Origin of the sequence: Parabacteroides sp. PF5-6 (genome assembly GCF_029504695.1) — a bacterium.
Taxonomy (GTDB): Bacteria; Bacteroidota; Bacteroidia; order Bacteroidales; family Tannerellaceae; genus QVMG01.
In genome coordinates this window covers 65,923-81,533 of record NZ_JAQFIN010000002.1, presented here as the reverse complement: position 1 = coordinate 81,533, position 15,611 = coordinate 65,923, and the positions used below count along the sequence as shown (strand labels likewise).

Here is a 15,611-nt window from a genome sequence, read left to right as displayed (position 1 = left end):
ATTCAAAGAGTCTCCCAAAGGCTTCTTTTTATAGCTATAAGCGATAGTGCTTGTAAAAGTGTTTTATAAGTTATTTTGCTTATAATGCTTTAGTATAAGCTAAAACCCTTATATTTGTATGAAAAAGAATAACATAATGAAAAGAGCAACCCTATCAGCAGACATAGTCGCATCTTCTTCTTTATCGACAAGAGAATTAGATCATCTTACTCAACGGATATACAATCTCTTTGAGAAAATACAAAACTATCAGGATGATAACAACAAAGGGAAGCTCAAGATGCGTCTAACCGCTGGCGATCTTGTGGAATGCTTTTTGTTTGATCCGAATGATGCGCTGCGGGTGGCTTTAGCACTTAAAGCAGGAATAAAATCATTTCCATTGGACGATTTCTTTAATCATGATCCGACAACTGAAAAATATCGAAAACTATTTGAGATGTATGGCATACGGATCGCCATTGGGATTGGAGATATGGATCTCGAATTGGCAGATAAGAATATTTTAAAAGGGGAGGCTATCACTCTTTCCGGACGGCTCATCTCTGAACAAAAGACATCGAATAAAGAAAGAGTAACGATAAAGAATACCTTATTTTTCAGATCGGAAAGCGAATATCAGAATCGTATTTTTCAACCGATATTTTCACTCCTTGATACTATATTTACAAAAATGACTCGAAAACAAAGTGAAATAGTATTATGGAAACTTGTAGGATACTCAGAGCAAGACATTGCCCATGAGTTCGGTGTTTCGCAGTCATCTGTAAACCAACACTCAAAAAACGCAGGCTGGACTTCGATAGAGGAAGCTGTTTTTCTGTTTTCAATATTTGATTTTCAGCATGATAAATAAGACGTCTCATTAAATAATCGGAATACTATGGAGAAAATATTATTAACCCAATTTATGGCTCATATTATAGCCGACTTTTTTGCCCAACCCGAATATTTTAGTCGGAAGAAACAAAATGGGAACTTAAGGTCGTGGCACATCTACTGCCATGTTTTGATCGTATTTACAACATCGCTTGGCATGATTTTTACCTGTGGATTTATAGGATATGCACTGGCTATCGCAATCATTCACTTCGGAATAGATATTTTGAAATCCACAATCGAGCGCCGGATTAAAGAGAAAAAGAGAATCAATGATGAACAGCTATACACGAATCATTACCTGTTTTTTGCGGATCAGATAGTTCATTTTTTTGTAATATATGTTGCCGTTGCTGTCTATTGCAGTAGAGACGGATATGTTCCAAACTATTTGAATCTCTTCACTACTCACCAGTTGCTAACAGCGACTGGATTATTACTGTGTATGAAGCCTACCAATATCCTAATACGAAATTGTTTGTCATCATTGAACTTGTATGATAAGATGGGCGCAGATAAAAATGATCTCGAAAGAGCCGGGCGGTGGATAGGAACTATCGAACGGATCATAACTCTGGTTTTGGTTATGTTACAACAATACACAGCGATCGGATTTATAATCACAGCAAAATCTGTGTTAAGGTATAATGACAGTAAAGCCGGAAAAACGGAATATGTACTCATTGGTACATTGTTGAGTTTCGGTATCGCATTACTTATGGGAATCGGTATTGAAAAAGGTTTTTTTGAATCGTTTTTAAGTTACATATTCTAAAATAAAGAGCGAACTCATCACTGGGTTCGCTCTTCTTCTTCTCATAAATGTGTTAACCTAATAAGGCCTTTTGGACCTTTACCTTATATTCATTCTGTGTTCGCTGTTTAGTATAAGATAGACTGTTGGCGATTGAAAAGGTTTAAAGCTCCGGTTGTTTTTCTTTATATTTTGTACTTTTGGCTCCCGGAAAGAGAATATTACACCATGATAAGTTTTGCCGCCATTGATTTTGAGACAGCCAACGAGCAGCCGACCAGTGTTTGCAGCGTCGGTATCGTGATTGTCAGGGATGGGGAGATCGTCGATCGCTATTACAGCCTGATCCAGCCCGAACCCAACTATTATCACTACTGGAATATCCGGGTGCACGGTATCCGGCCGGAGGATACCGAAGACGCGCCGGTCTTTCCCACCGTCTGGCGCGAAGTGGAAGAGCGGATCCGGGGACTGGCTCTGATCGCGCATAATAAAGCGTTCGACGAGAAGTGCCTGAAAGCGGTCTTTCGCGCCTATCAGATGGATTATCCCGGCTATCCGTTTTATTGCACCTTGCAGGTCGCGCGCAAACAATTGAAACACCTGGTCAATCATAAACTACCCACCGTGGCGGCCTATTGCGGATACGACCTGTCGAACCACCACCATGCGCTGGCCGATGCCGAAGCCTGTGCCCGGATCGCCCTCGAACTGATGGACGGGGAAGAGGGCCTTTTCGCTATTGGAGATTAAATTGTATATTTGCCCCCTGCAAAAGGAACAAATGTGAAAGAACAAATAGAAAAGATCATCGCCTGGTTTTACTTCCCCTTTTTCCGGAAGTTCCTCTCTTTTGATACCTTCAAGTACGCGGCCTGTGGCGGAGGAAATATGGTGTTCGATATCGCGTTGTACGCGGTATTCTATAATTTCGTGTTCGACAAAACGAATTTCGATCTGGGCTTTCTCGTCATCTCTCCGCATATCGCGGCCTTCCTGACGGTTTTCCCCATCACCCTGTTCACCGGTTACTGGCTGAATAACTACGTGGTCTTCAAAGGCTCGCCAATGAAGAACCGCACGAAGATGGGCCGTTACCTGTTGGTGGTCTCCATCAGCCTGTTGATCAACTATGTGGGCTTGAAATTCTTCGTCGACCACCTGCATTTCTACCCGACGCCTTCCAAATTCCTGGTCACGGTCATCTGCACCTTGGTCAGCTACCTTTCCCAACGCCATTTCACTTTCCGCCATTATCAACGGACGGAGAACTTTAGTAAATGAAATATTTATGAAACTCAAACTCTTATTCCTATTCCTCCTCTGTGCGGCTTTCTCTTATGGGCAAAATGAAACGTTTCCGGTGAAGAAGGGCGTGGAACCTTATAGCCGTTACTGGTTGATGCAAACGTCGTTTGGGGCGAATATCGATCTGGTGCGTTCCTCTTCCGATCCGTATGCGGCTTTACTGGCGACCCGGCCGGAGGTGGCTCCCGTATGGGCGATGCGGCTGACGCATCTTTTCTCCCGGCGGTTGGGTTGGTATGCTAATCTGCAGATGTCTTTCTATAAGGAACGGAAATCCGAATACCTCGATCCCGATCTATTGGAAGAGGTGTTCGAAGGACTGGTCGGCACGCTCTTCTGGCCCGTCTCACGGATGCGCCCGTCAGCCCATGCCGGCCTGGTGTATCGCCTCGAAAGCAACCGCTGGAAGATCTATCCCGCATTGGGCGTCGGCTATGGCTGTTACCTGCCCGACAGGGATAAAGAAAAGAATGGACAGGACGAAGACGGCCGTCCGATCAGTTTTGTCTATAAGCAACACGCTTCTTCTTTCTCTCTCAACCTGGGTTTGTCGGCACACTATTTCATGAATGAAAGATATTTCCTGGTCTTCAACGCCGATTATCAACAACCCCTGCAAAAATCCTACGCCCGACTGACCACCCTAACCCAAGGGGAAGAACCTCACCGGGCCAATTACCAAACAACCACCGCCGGCCGCACCCTCAATCTCCACCTGGGGATCGGCTTGATCTTTGGACAGTAAGTTGTTTTTCCGGCGAGAGTAATCATTTGTTGATAATTATCAACAAACAACTACTCCCTGCAATATATTCATTTACAGTGCCTTATAATTCTTGAAAAATCAAGGGGAAAAACAAAGGGAAATGCAAGGTTTTTTTACGCGAAATGTCAAATATTTGGACGATTTACTACGTTCCGGTATAAAAGATTGAAATTCTTATTGGCCGGGCAGGCAGGACTGATTAGTTTTGGAAAAACAATGGCAGTATCATGAAAAACATCTCCTTCAAATTGATCTTCCGAAGTTGGAGACGGAATAAAATATTTACCGTTATCTCTGTCTTTAGCCTGGCGGTGGGCATTGCCTGTACCAACCTGTTGGCCGCTTTTGTTATTCATGAATATAATATAGAACCGGATAATCCCAATAGAAACAAAATTGTAGTAGCGCAGCAAACCATAACAGAAACGGGCCGTTCAACGACAGGGTATCGTTATATTAATGGGCAGTCTGCCCGTTATACCGAACGATTTATCAGTAGAGTGGCTGAACTGGATAAATCAACGGTTATAAATGAATTATATATCAGTTCCTGCAAAGCCGGAGAACACCTCTTTTCCAACTTGAAGATTCTTGAATCCGACAGGACTTTTGCCGATCTGTTTCCACAACAGGTATTGATGGGCAGCCTGGAGGAGGCATTAAGCGATCCCAATAAAATCGTGTTGACCGAATCTGCTTCCAAACGATTATTCGGGCGGGAGAATCCTATAGGGCAAACCATTCGGATACAACCTTTAGGCAGCCTGGGAGAGATTCAGCGCATACGGTCTTTTACGGTTTCAGCCATCATCAAAAAGAATGAACAGTCCGCTTTGATGTTTGAGGCTTTAGTTTTCGGAAGGCCAAAGTCCGGAGCGCTTTTCTTTCTGTTAAAGGACAATGTGACGATTGCCGAATTGCAAGCCAAAACTAAAAACCTGCTTATTTACCCAGACTCCTATAATAGAGGAAACGCTGAATATTCGTTCTTAGGTCTTCAGCAAGCCAGTCTTGACAAGGAACTTCCCACCTCACCTATAAGAAAACCCAATACCAATTTATTGTTTATAGCCTTCTTGTCCGCTATCCTGATATTGGCAATCGCCTGTTTTAATTATATAAACCTGAGCTTTTCCCGTGTCTTCAAGCAACTCTACTCCATACATATTCAGAAACTGATGGGTGCGGGGGTCAGACAATTGAGAACGCAGTTATTCGCTGATACATTTTTGACTGTCGGCTTAGGTTTCCTTATCGCGCAATTGATACAATTTGATTTCCTGTCGATACTCAATCGCCTCCTGTCTGCCCGGGTACCTGCCTCTTTCCTGTATAGCAATCAGGTGTTGCCTGTTACCCTTGCTTTTATTCTTGTTCTGGCGCTTATCCCGGCATTCTATATGAGTAGCCGCCTACCGGAAATGTCTATTTCTACTTATAATAACTTCTACCGGGGCAAAGCAAAACAACGGATCATTGCCTCTTTGGCTATCTTGCAGTTTCTTATATCGCTTGTCTTAATAATAGGGACCTTTACCGTACGCCGGCAACTTTCACTCGTATACGAGAAGATAGAGAATTATAAACCTATTTATGCTTTTTCATTAGGCGACGGCGTAACCTCTTTGCGTCCATTGAAAGAACGTGTTGCCCATTTCCCCGGTATAGAGGCCATTGCTTCCAGTATTTCTACATTATATGACGCACCGGGGTATAGTGGGGAGTATACTGAAAACGGTGAAAAAAGCCATCGTTTTATCATGCTGGATGATGGCGACGAAGGCATTATGGATGTTATGGGACATAAGATAATACAGGGATTACCCTGGGATGAAGCCTTGAAATTATACTCCACCCCGGTATATCTGAATCAGTCGTACGCTCAGTTTTTATTCCCGGACGGAAATATTCCAATCGGTGATATACTGATGGCTTATGATCCGGTGCATGGAAGTGGCCGCCCTTATGGAAATCATGTGATCTCCGGAGTGGTTGAAGATTTCTTCCGGGGTGATATGGAAAGACCTGTCGATGCGGCGATTATTGTTTACAGGAGAGATGTAGGCTTCTACCTGCAGGTGAAAATCGATCCGAAACAGGCGGATGAAGTGATCCGGCGTATCTATGAAGAAGGAAACAAACTTTATCCGGAGAAGTACCTGCAGCATGAGAGTGTTTACGATGTGGTATTGAACCGGAACAAGAAGATCATTGAAATGTCAGACCTATTGATGATGTATTCGATCATCAGCCTGTTACTGACCTGCTTCGGCCTGTTCGGCATGGCGCTCTATGCGATCGAGCAACGCACAAAGGAGATCGGCATACGCAAAGTAAACGGCTCGACTACCTGGCAGATCATGATGATGCTCAATCGCCAGTTTATAGCCTGGATCGCAGTGGCCTATGTAATTGCTGTTCCTTTATCCTGGTGGTTACTCAGCCGTTGGATGGAACGATTTGTTTACCGTGCCGAGTTCAGTATTTGGACCTATATCCTGCCATTAGGAATTGTAGTGGGCATAACATTCCTGACTGTCAGTTGGCATAGCTACCGGGCGGCGTCAGGCAATCCGGTGAATGCGTTAAGGGATGAATAAAAAAATTAGATTATACACAAAAGAAAATGAAAAATATATCCTTCAAATTGATCTTCCGGAGCTGGTGGCGGAATAAGACATTTACGATTATTTCCATTCTCAGCCTGGCGGTGGGTATTGCCTGTGTGAATTTATTGGCAGCCTTTGTGATTCATGAGTATAATGTGGAAGGGGATAATCCGAACCGTGGCCATATTGTGGCGGTGAAGCGGACGTATACGAATAGTGGGGTAGAGAACTATACTATTCCGCCTACGGTGGTCGACCAGTTGTCCAGTCATGTACCGGAACTGGATGAAGCGTGCGTGGTGAAGTATTGTTTTACGGTTTCGCACGGTAAGGTAGGGGAACATTTCTTTACCGACTTTAATGTATTGGATGTCGATACGGCTTTCTATCGTTTCTTTCCGCAAAAGGTTGTTCGGGGGAGTCTGGAAGACGCGTTGGTCGGGCCCGACCGGGTTGTATTGACCGAATCGTTTGCCCGGCGCCTGTTTGGGCACTCCGATCCGATCGGGCAAATGGTGCAGATCTTCTTCCGGTCTTTTCCGCGGGAGAAGCGGGACGGCTTATTATCTTTTACGGTCTCAGCGGTAATCAAGGACGACTATCAGGCAGCGAATCGTTTTGATGCCTTACTGATGGCTGAGCCTGCCCAGGCAACCACCTATTTCAAATTAAAAGAGAATGTTTCGATAGCCGAACTGCAGGCGAAGACCGAAGACTTGGTTCTCAAGAGTCCCTCCGGACAAGGCACACCGATGAAGTATACGTTTCAAAGCGTGCAAGAGACATGCTTCGACCCGGCATTAACAACCGAAACAAAAGGATTGAGTACCTTATTGAAAACGCCGAACCGCAACCTATTGTGGATCGCTCTCTTCTCTGCGGTTCTGATCCTGATGATTGCCTGTTTCAATTATATCAATCTTAGCTTTTCGAGGGTATTCAAACAGTTACACTCTCTGCATATACAGAAACTGATGGGCGCCAATCCCCAGCTACTGAGCGGGCAGCTTTTTCTCGATACGTTTATGACCGTGGGTTTGGGTTTCCTGATTGCGCAGTTGATACAGTTTGACCTGTTGGGGGTAATGAGCCGGATCATGTCCGTTCAGGTGCCGGCTTCGTTCTTGTACAGCAGCCAGGTATTGCCCGTTACCTTCGGCTTTATACTCTTGTTGGCCTGCATCCCGGCGTTGTATATGAGCCGGCGCCTGCCCGAGATGTCGATCTCTTCCTATAATAATTTCTACCGGGGAAAAGCCAGGCAGCGGATTATTACCACGCTGGCAGTAGTGCAGTTTGCCATTTCGTTCGTACTGATCATCGGTAGCTTCACCCTGCGACAGCAACTATCCCTTCTCCAGGGAAATACGGAGAACTATCGGGATCTTTATTCCTTTTCGATCGGCGGAGAGGGACGGCTGACCACACTGATGGGTTCGTTGAAAGAACGTATCGCATTGATTCCGGGTGTGCAGGCGGCGACCACTACCATCGGTAGCCACCCGCTTCAGGCACGAATGGAGGATGCCAGCTATATCGACTATTGCACTATGGACAACGGAGATGAGGATATGATGGAGGTAATGAATCACAAGCTATTGAAAGGCTTGCCCTGGAAAGAGGCAATTGCCCGGTTCCCGAACCCGGCCTACCTGAACCGTACCTGGGCGGATATTCTCTTTCCGGACGGAGAAATCCCTATCGGGCATTCAATCAAAGAGATTGATCCGAAGTTCGGTGAATATCTATACAGTAAAGAGGTGGACCACCTGATTGCCGGTGTGGTGGAAGATTATTACTGGACCCATGTGGTCAACAGCCTCGAAAAACCGATCGGCAAAGGCATCATCACCTATACGAAGGACAGCTACAACCTGACCGTGCGTATCGATCCCAACCACCTCTCTACTGCCCTGCAACAGATCTATGCCGAATGGGATAAATTGCATCCGGGTGATTACCTCGAACATGAGAACCTGCGCGAGAGGGTATTGAACAACAATAAAAAACTCTTTGAGCTCTCCGACCTATTGATGATGTATTCCATTATCAGCCTGTTATTGACCTGCTTCGGCCTGTTCGGTATGTCGCTTTACGCCATCGAGCAACGCACGAAAGAGATCGGTATCCGCAAAGTAAACGGCTCGACCACCTGGCAGATTATGACGTTACTCAACCGCCAGTTTATCGGCTGGATCAGCGTGGCTTTCGGGGTAGCCATTCCGGTAGTCTGGCTATTGCTCGACCGTTGGATGCAGAATTTTGTCTACCGTGCCGATTTCAGTATCTGGGTTTATATCCTCTCGTTACTGCTTGTAACCGCCATCACCCTCTTAACCGTCAGCTGGCATAGCTACCGGGCAGCCTCGGGCAATCCGGTGAAGGCGTTACGGGATGAATAAAAAGCCATAATAAAACTTGTAGAATTGAATAATCTTAAATTTTAAGTCGTTGAAAATGAGATCTTAATAATCTCTTCAAAAACTACCGGTAGTTTGCGCACCAACTACCGGTAGTTTGTCGACAAAATATTAGTAGTTTGCGCGCAAAGTACTGGTAGTTTGAAAAAGGGGGTTGAGGCGGGTTTCGAATAGGGTGAGAAGTGAGGATATTCCAATTCACGAAGCTTGCACAATGTTTCACAAAGTTTTTAGCAACTGTCAAATATTTGGACGATATCCCCTGGTTTGGGATAAAAGAAAGGATTCTTGTTGGTTGCCCGATAAAGACTGATTAGTTTTGGGGAAAGAACGACTATGTTATGAAAAACATATCCCTCAAACTGATCTTCCGGAGCTGGTGGCGGAATAAAACGTTTGCCGTTATTTCTATCCTTAGCCTGGCGGTGGGTATTGCCTGTACCAATCTGTTGGTGGCATTCGTGATTCATGAATATCATGTGGAGGCGGGCAATCCGAACCGGGAGCGGATTTATTGCCTGGTTCAGGATAGTCCTTTTCAGGAGGGGGATAAGGTGTTTTATGCTTCCGATCATATCCCCGGTATGATCAAGGAGCGTTATCCGGAAGTGGAGGAATACCTCTGTCTCAACAATACAAATGTCTCTCATGTAACCGTCGGTGAAACGATGTACGATCCGATAAATCTGATGCTTGCCGATGCTTCTCTGCCGCGTTTCTTTCCTTACGAGACCCTAACGGGGAGTTTGGAAGAGGCATTGAATAGTCCGGGTAAAATAGCACTATCGGAAGCGACTGCGCGTCGGTTCTTCGGCAAGGAAGATCCGCTTGGTCAATCGGTTTGTATCTATCATTCACCCGAACGAGGCACGATGTATCAGGTCGCAGCCGTGATCAAAGAGCGCGAGCAATCTATCCTTACCTTCGACGCCATCACGGCCATGAAACCGGAATATGGTGGAACATCTTTCCTATTGATGAACCAAGCCATCGACGCGGAAGCGTTTGCCCTTCGCCTCAAAGAAGATAAGATCCCAACCTTTATGGTCGATAAAGGACGTTACTATCTGTACAGTTTACAGGAAAACCATTTCAAGGAATATAAAGCGCAAAGTATTTTTTACCTGCGCAAGCAAAACAAGCTGACCCTCGATATCGGTTTGTTCTCTGCCTTATTGATCCTGTTGATTGCTTGCTTCAATTATATCAATCTCAACTTTTCGCGCTTGTTGCAACAGGTGAAGATGATCCATGTGCAGCAACTGATGGGGGCCACCCGATTCGAGATCCACAAACAACTGTTTCTGGATATTTTCCTTACCGTATGTATCGGCTTCCTGCTCTCGTTACTGATAATGTACGACCTGATCCCGGTTTTAAACTCGGTCCTTTCCGGGCAGATGAAGGCTTCGTTTATCTTCAGCGGGCAGGTCATGCCTTTGTTGATCGGACTGATCCTGGTGCTTTCTCTTATCCCCGCCCTGTATGTTGGGCGGAAGCTGGCGGTTGTTTCCCGGCAGCGCACCGCAGATCTGACCGGAGGGAAAAAGAAACAAGGCATTATCTCTATACTGACCGTTATGCAATTCGTCATATCCATTACTTTGGTTATTGCCACCCTGACGGTCAATAGCCAGCTTGGACTGATCCGTCAGGGCGGAGCGGGCTATCGTGGACTGATTGAAATAGAACTCCCGCAAGGGAATGAGAGTCGTGCAAAACCTTTTGTCTCAGCCTTACGCAGTCAACCGGAGTTAGGCGAGATCAACACCACCATGCTTTCCCTGTTCCATTATGGTATCCGACAGATTGTTATTCCGGATGAGCAGGGTAACGAAACGTATCTCGGGCTGGCAGAATACGGAGGAGATACCGGTTTTCTGTCTAATTTCAAAATCGAACTATTGCAAGGTATGCAACCCAAGGAAGCCCTTGAACGCTATCCTCGTCCGGTATATATCAATCAACGCTTCGCCGATGTGTTGGTCGGGAAAGACGAGAACCCGATCGGCAAACCGCTTAAAGCTTACGACAAAGAGTATACTTATAGACAGAAAGAAGAAGACGGGTCGAAAGAGAATCCGATGACCACTATTGTCGGCGTGGTTAAAGATTTCTTTAACGGCTCATTGGAGCAGGAGATCCCTCCCGCCATTATTCATATAGAAAATGAGGCGAACAGGCTCGATAGCTATGTGTATTTCCGTTTAGATAAGAACCAACCGGAGCGGTTGGCGCAAGTCAAACAAATCTGGGAGAAACAGAATCCCGGCCAGTTGTTCGTTTATCGGAATGTATATGAGGATTTCCTCTTATTGAATCAGAAAACATTCGGGCTGGCGGATCTCTTATTGATGTATTCGCTGATCAGTCTATTCCTTACCTGTTTCGGACTCTATGGTATCGCTTTATATGCGGCCGAGCAACGGACGAAAGAGATCGGTATCCGCAAAGTGAACGGCGCCACGATCAGACAAATCCTGCAATTACTGAACAAACGTTTCCTCTTTTGGATCGGTATCGCATTCCTGATCGCCGCACCGCTCTCCTGGCTCCTGTTGGATCGTTGGCTGCAAGGCTTTGTTTATCGGGTCGCCCTCTCCGCCGGGGTATTCGTCGTCGCCTTACTTGCCGTAACCGGCATCGCCCTCTTGACCGTCAGCTGGCATAGCTACCGGGCCGCAGCGGGCAATCCGGTGAAGGCGTTGAGGGATGAGTGAGGGGTGACTATTGCGAAACAGCCTGTATTTCATGCTCGATCGCACGGTTGATAAAGTCATTGATGGTTGTACCTGTGGTGGCAGCCAGTGAGGCTACATGAGCATGAAGGTCTGAAGGCATTCGTAGATTGAGTTTTCCACTAAAAGGTTTACGCGGCTCTACCCCGTCGACCTTGCAGCCTTCAAGGTAACTGTCGATCCCGGCCTCAAAATCAATGCGAAGCTCATCAACTGTAGTTCCTTCGTAAAGGATCAAGTCTTTATTCATGCCCACAACTTTCCCAAAAAGACAATTGTCAGCCTTGCTGTATTCGACAGTTCCTTTGTATCCTTTGTATTCCAAATAATCCATGGCGTCTTATTTTATAAGTCCGTTATTCTTCAGATGCTGATAGATCGCTTTCATCATCCATCCTTTCATGATACTTCTGGGATGCGGTTTATGCAGATCTATATAAAGTCCGGTTTCCGCATTCTTAAATCTTATACGGGACCCGGATGTCGCACCTTTATTGTGCTGCTTATAACCGAAGATAGAAAGTAGTTTTACCGTTTCTTCAAAAGTGAAGTTCTTCGGCAACTCTCTAAATCGTTCTATCAGCTTTTCTTTAGTACTCATTTATTGTTATCCTACGCAAAGGTACTAAATTTAGTACTAATAAGCAAAAGGGATGATCTGTTTTTTTAAGAAAAAGCACTTATAACCAACCGTTATAAGTGCTTTTTCAATATCTGCAGGTCGCTCAAACAGACCTGTTAATGTTTTGCTTTGATCTCCAATTTGACCGGTTCGATCATGTTCTTTGGAGCCAGGATAGTGTCCAGGTCTTCTTTCGACAGGATGTCGTGTTCGAGGACTAAGTCGTACACGCCTTTGCCCGTTTGCATGGCTTCTTTGGCAATCTTGGTCGAGTTCTTGTAACCGATGATCGGGTTCAAGGCCGTAACAATACCAATGGAGTACTTGACCTGTCGCTCGCAATTCTCTACGTCCGGACGGATACCGTCGATGCAAAGGGTACGAAGGGTATGGAGGCCATTGGTCATCAGGTTGATCGATTCGAACAGGCTGTAAACCATCACCGGCTCCATCACATTGAGTTCCAACTGGGCATTCTCCGCAGCCAGCATAATGGTCGTGTCATTGCCTATTACCTTATAACACACCTGATTCATCACTTCGGGAATAACCGGATTGACTTTGCCCGGCATGATAGAGCTTCCCGGCTGCATCTCCGGAAGGAATATCTCATGCAATCCGCATCTCGGACCGGAACCCATCAGGCGAAGGTCGTTACAGATCTTGATCACCTTCAACGCGATCGCGCGGATAGCCGAAGAATAACCCACCAAAACCGAGGTATCCGAAGTGGCAGCTACCAAGTCGTCGGCCAGGGTCACGTCCCATCCTGTAATTTCACGCAATGCCTCGATGCAAAGCTTGCTGTATCCCGGCTGGGAACAAATACCCGTACCGATAGCCGTAGCCCCCATATTGACGCATAAGAGATCGTGTTGCACGGCTTCCAGCTTTTTCTTGTCTGCTTTCAATAGATTGGCAAAGCCACGGAAGGTCTGCCCCAAAGTCATCGGCACAGCATCCTGCAACTGGGTACGTCCCATCTTGATAACCGAATCCAGTTCGCCGGCTTTCTTTTCCAAAGACTGGATAAACAGCTCGAACGCCTCATTTAGTTTCTCACTCTCCAAGTACAGGCCGAAATGAAAAGCAGTCGGGTAAGCATCGTTGGTCGATTGCGAAGCATTCACATGGTCATTAGGAGAACAGAACTCATAAGCGCCAAGCTCTTTGCCCATGATCTGCAACGCGCGGTTGGCGATCACTTCATTTGCATTCATATTCACCGTCGTACCGGCCCCACCCTGAATCATATCGGAGATCAGATATTCATGGTGTTTACCTTCGTACAACTCATCGCAAGCCTGAGAGATCGCCCGGAGTTGCTCGTCGGTCAAAAGGCCCTGTTTGTGGTTCGCTATGGCCGCCCCCTTTTTGGTCAGGGCCATTCCTTTGATAAAGTTGGGATATTGTTGCATGGTCACCCCCGAGATATGGAAGTTCTCAAACCCCCGTAGCGACTGCACCCCATAAAGCGCCTCAGCGGGGATCTCTTTCATGCCTAACAAATCACTCTCCTGACGGGTTTTTCCCGAATGCATCAAGTCTTTCATGTTTTTCTTAAATTTAGTTTTACTCTTTATGTTTGTTCGTATATGAATATACAGCAAAAGCACTTTGGCGTCACGCATTTGAAAGCATATTCTTTCGGCGGCGAATGTATAACAAAATAATAGGAAAAGCAATTATTTTCGGGAAAGTTGTATAGTGGATGGGGCTGGTTTTGCGGGTTGCTCCCTTTCTGTACTGTCTTAATGATAGAAATATATTTAGAAGAACGTCTGGACTACCCAATCGATTGATGAAAGATCAGCTCGAAGGTCGTTCATTCTAAATCTGGAGTGATCCCCGATTTGCAGGTCTTAAGTGAGTCATTGGGGAACGGGAAATCCCCAAAATAGCCTCCGAACAGAGTTTTTCGTTTTTTTACTTACATCATACAGGATTTTCTTTTGTATCTGTATATTAGCCATATAACTATTTTAAACAGCGAAAAAAGCAGTGAAATTCCTGTAAGTAACTTTCCGATACCTGTTGGAGAGTTCCAATAGTGATCGGTTTAACATTGTTGCCTATTCCGGCTGTATGATGTAAGTAAAAAAATGAAAAACTATGTGCGGAATGATAGGTTTACCATGGTTTGCTGTTTGCATTTGTTAACATCCGCCATCAGACGACAAAAAAACGCTCCTTCATTGAAAAGGCCGGCAGGGTTTTCGAAAAGGCTGCCGGAGTTTTCGAAAAGGCTGCCGGAGTTTTCGAAAAGGCTGCCGGCCTTTTAACGGCCTGAAAGAGAATTCCAAATCGTTCCACCTGAGAGATACTTTTGTTTCATGCAGGAAATTTTTTGGGGTTCCACATACCAGTCCTTCCGGACTTGCAAATCCTCACCCTTTTTGAAGATCGGCATCCATCAAAAATCCGATACCGGGTGGATTAGGAACGAAAATTCCGCCTCTTTTTTCGACATGAAAGGAGGCTGAAAATATCTAAATATGAAAGAGTTTACTAAATCCGGCTTCGGTCAACATTTGTTTACAGTCCGAGATATCCAGTCCCCGGTGTCCCGAAGTCTCTTTTTCGGTATCGCGCGGATTAATGCCTGTTTCGGCGTAAATCGCGTTGGCTCCTGCTGTTATTCCCAATAAATTGGGTTCGTGAACACCGATGCTTTTCAGTTCAGTACACGACAAAGCGGAGAGGGTAACAACAGCCGTAACCTGCGCCAGGCGTAGTTCGGATATCTGCCCATATTTAGCCAAAGGTGATGTCGGAATCAGCACCCTGCGCATCGCTCCGTGCTGGAAACAGCCGTAATCGATTCCTCTGAAAATCTGTTCAGCCATTTCTTCCGGTGTATGCTCCGGCCCGATCGGTTCACAGCAATAATACAGATCCAACCTTGCCTGTTTGATATGTCCCATAGTCTGTTTGCGGATTTCAGGGTCAAGTGTGGTGTCGATTCCTTCACGAAGGCGCGTCAAATGATAAGCCCCGTTTGCTCCGGCAGCTTTCAGTTCTTTTGCCTGTGTCAGGTCGAAATCGCCGATGTTGATTACGATTTGTGTCTGCGCGGGGATTTTTGAGCGTACCATAGCTACAACATGTAATACGCGCTCGAAGTCGTAATTGTGCATTGCCATCAACGCCAAAGCAAAGAGATCACCCGAAGCCGTAAAATTATCGGCTGAAGCAAGGATGTTCTCATCACTCATCGAAGCTTTCTCGAATTGAGTATGCTCTTCGGAGATACTGCAAAATTTACATTTCCCGGGACAGGGTGAGACCTCAAAACCAATTTGTCCGAAAACAAGTCCGGTATTGTCGAATTTCTCGCGTGACATGACGTCGGCAACACCTCTTGTAATCGCTGATTCGAGGGATGTTTCGGGGAACTGCAATAAAAAAGCACATTCCTGCTGTGTGATTTGATATCCCGACTGGATTTTCTCAATAAGATCTAAAAAATTTTTGTCTGCCTTCATGGTGATACTGTATTAATAATTCTTAGAAGC

12 protein-coding genes are annotated in these 15,611 nt (G+C 45.7%); 8 read left to right on the top strand and 4 right to left on the bottom strand.

Annotated elements, in window-relative coordinates; all coding sequences use genetic code 11:
• Positions 1–118: 118 nt before the first annotated feature.
• From M2133_RS02410 to M2133_RS02375, 8 genes are all read left to right on the top strand, one after another.
• Positions 119–856 carry an RNA polymerase subunit sigma-70 gene (locus tag M2133_RS02410; protein WP_277464372.1) on the top strand — a complete coding sequence of 246 codons (738 nt, stop codon included), beginning with the start codon at positions 119–121 and terminating at the stop codon, positions 854–856.
• 27 nt (positions 857–883) lie between these two features.
• The gene (locus M2133_RS02405) at positions 884–1,654 is read left to right on the top strand and encodes a DUF3307 domain-containing protein (protein ID WP_277464371.1); all 771 of its coding nucleotides are present in this window, start codon (positions 884–886) and stop codon (positions 1,652–1,654) included.
• A 207-nt stretch (positions 1,655–1,861) separates the two neighbouring features.
• A complete protein-coding gene (locus M2133_RS02400; protein ID WP_277464370.1) occupies positions 1,862–2,386 on the top strand; it encodes a 3'-5' exonuclease in 525 nt (174 codons plus the stop codon).
• Positions 2,387–2,419: 33 nt separating this feature from the next.
• Positions 2,420–2,917: a GtrA family protein gene (locus M2133_RS02395; protein WP_277464369.1), complete on the top strand. Its 498-nt coding sequence runs from the start codon at positions 2,420–2,422 to the stop codon at positions 2,915–2,917.
• 7 nt (positions 2,918–2,924) lie between these two features.
• On the top strand, positions 2,925–3,686 hold the full coding sequence (locus M2133_RS02390; protein WP_277464368.1) for a hypothetical protein: 762 nt from the start codon (positions 2,925–2,927) through the stop codon (positions 3,684–3,686).
• A gap of 248 nt (positions 3,687–3,934) precedes the next feature.
• Positions 3,935–6,307: an FtsX-like permease family protein gene (locus tag M2133_RS02385; RefSeq protein ID WP_277464367.1), complete on the top strand. Its 2,373-nt coding sequence runs from the start codon at positions 3,935–3,937 to the stop codon at positions 6,305–6,307.
• A gap of 26 nt (positions 6,308–6,333) precedes the next feature.
• Complete coding sequence (locus tag M2133_RS02380) at positions 6,334–8,718, top strand: ABC transporter permease (protein ID WP_277464366.1); 2,385 nt, start codon at positions 6,334–6,336, stop codon at positions 8,716–8,718.
• A gap of 359 nt (positions 8,719–9,077) precedes the next feature.
• Entirely contained in the window at positions 9,078–11,456 is a 2,379-nt protein-coding gene (locus tag M2133_RS02375) for an FtsX-like permease family protein (RefSeq protein WP_277464365.1), read from the top strand.
• Between the two features lie 7 nt (positions 11,457–11,463).
• Here M2133_RS02375 and M2133_RS02370 read toward each other — a convergent pair whose 3' ends face one another.
• The 4 genes from M2133_RS02370 to M2133_RS02355 form a co-directional block, all read right to left on the bottom strand.
• Entirely contained in the window at positions 11,464–11,808 is a 345-nt protein-coding gene (locus M2133_RS02370; RefSeq protein ID WP_277464364.1) for a type II toxin-antitoxin system HicB family antitoxin, read from the bottom strand.
• Positions 11,809–11,814: 6 nt separating this feature from the next.
• On the bottom strand, positions 11,815–12,075 hold the full coding sequence (locus tag M2133_RS02365) for a type II toxin-antitoxin system HicA family toxin (RefSeq protein ID WP_277464363.1): 261 nt from the start codon (positions 12,073–12,075) through the stop codon (positions 11,815–11,817).
• A 137-nt stretch (positions 12,076–12,212) separates the two neighbouring features.
• Positions 12,213–13,637, bottom strand: coding sequence for an aspartate ammonia-lyase (locus M2133_RS02360; RefSeq protein WP_277464719.1), 1,425 nt, complete (start codon positions 13,635–13,637; stop codon positions 12,213–12,215).
• A gap of 948 nt (positions 13,638–14,585) precedes the next feature.
• Entirely contained in the window at positions 14,586–15,581 is a 996-nt protein-coding gene (locus tag M2133_RS02355; protein ID WP_277464362.1) for a radical SAM protein, read from the bottom strand.
• Between the last annotated feature and the right edge of the window lie 30 nt (positions 15,582–15,611).

Coding starts and splice junctions, on each gene's coding strand:
- M2133_RS02410 (WP_277464372.1), top strand. CDS start 119: ATGAAAAAGAATAACATAATGAAAAGAGCAACCCTATCAGCAGACATA.
- M2133_RS02405 (WP_277464371.1), top strand. CDS start 884: ATGGAGAAAATATTATTAACCCAATTTATGGCTCATATTATAGCCGAC.
- M2133_RS02400 (WP_277464370.1), top strand. CDS start 1,862: ATGATAAGTTTTGCCGCCATTGATTTTGAGACAGCCAACGAGCAGCCG.
- M2133_RS02390 (WP_277464368.1), top strand. CDS start 2,925: ATGAAACTCAAACTCTTATTCCTATTCCTCCTCTGTGCGGCTTTCTCT.
- M2133_RS02385 (WP_277464367.1), top strand. CDS start 3,935: ATGAAAAACATCTCCTTCAAATTGATCTTCCGAAGTTGGAGACGGAAT.
- M2133_RS02380 (WP_277464366.1), top strand. CDS start 6,334: ATGAAAAATATATCCTTCAAATTGATCTTCCGGAGCTGGTGGCGGAAT.
- M2133_RS02375 (WP_277464365.1), top strand. CDS start 9,078: ATGAAAAACATATCCCTCAAACTGATCTTCCGGAGCTGGTGGCGGAAT.
- M2133_RS02370 (WP_277464364.1), bottom strand. CDS start 11,808: ATGGATTATTTGGAATACAAAGGATACAAAGGAACTGTCGAATACAGC.
- M2133_RS02365 (WP_277464363.1), bottom strand. CDS start 12,075: ATGAGTACTAAAGAAAAGCTGATAGAACGATTTAGAGAGTTGCCGAAG.
- M2133_RS02360 (WP_277464719.1), bottom strand. CDS start 13,637: ATGCATTCGGGAAAAACCCGTCAGGAGAGTGATTTGTTAGGCATGAAA.
- M2133_RS02355 (WP_277464362.1), bottom strand. CDS start 15,581: ATGAAGGCAGACAAAAATTTTTTAGATCTTATTGAGAAAATCCAGTCG.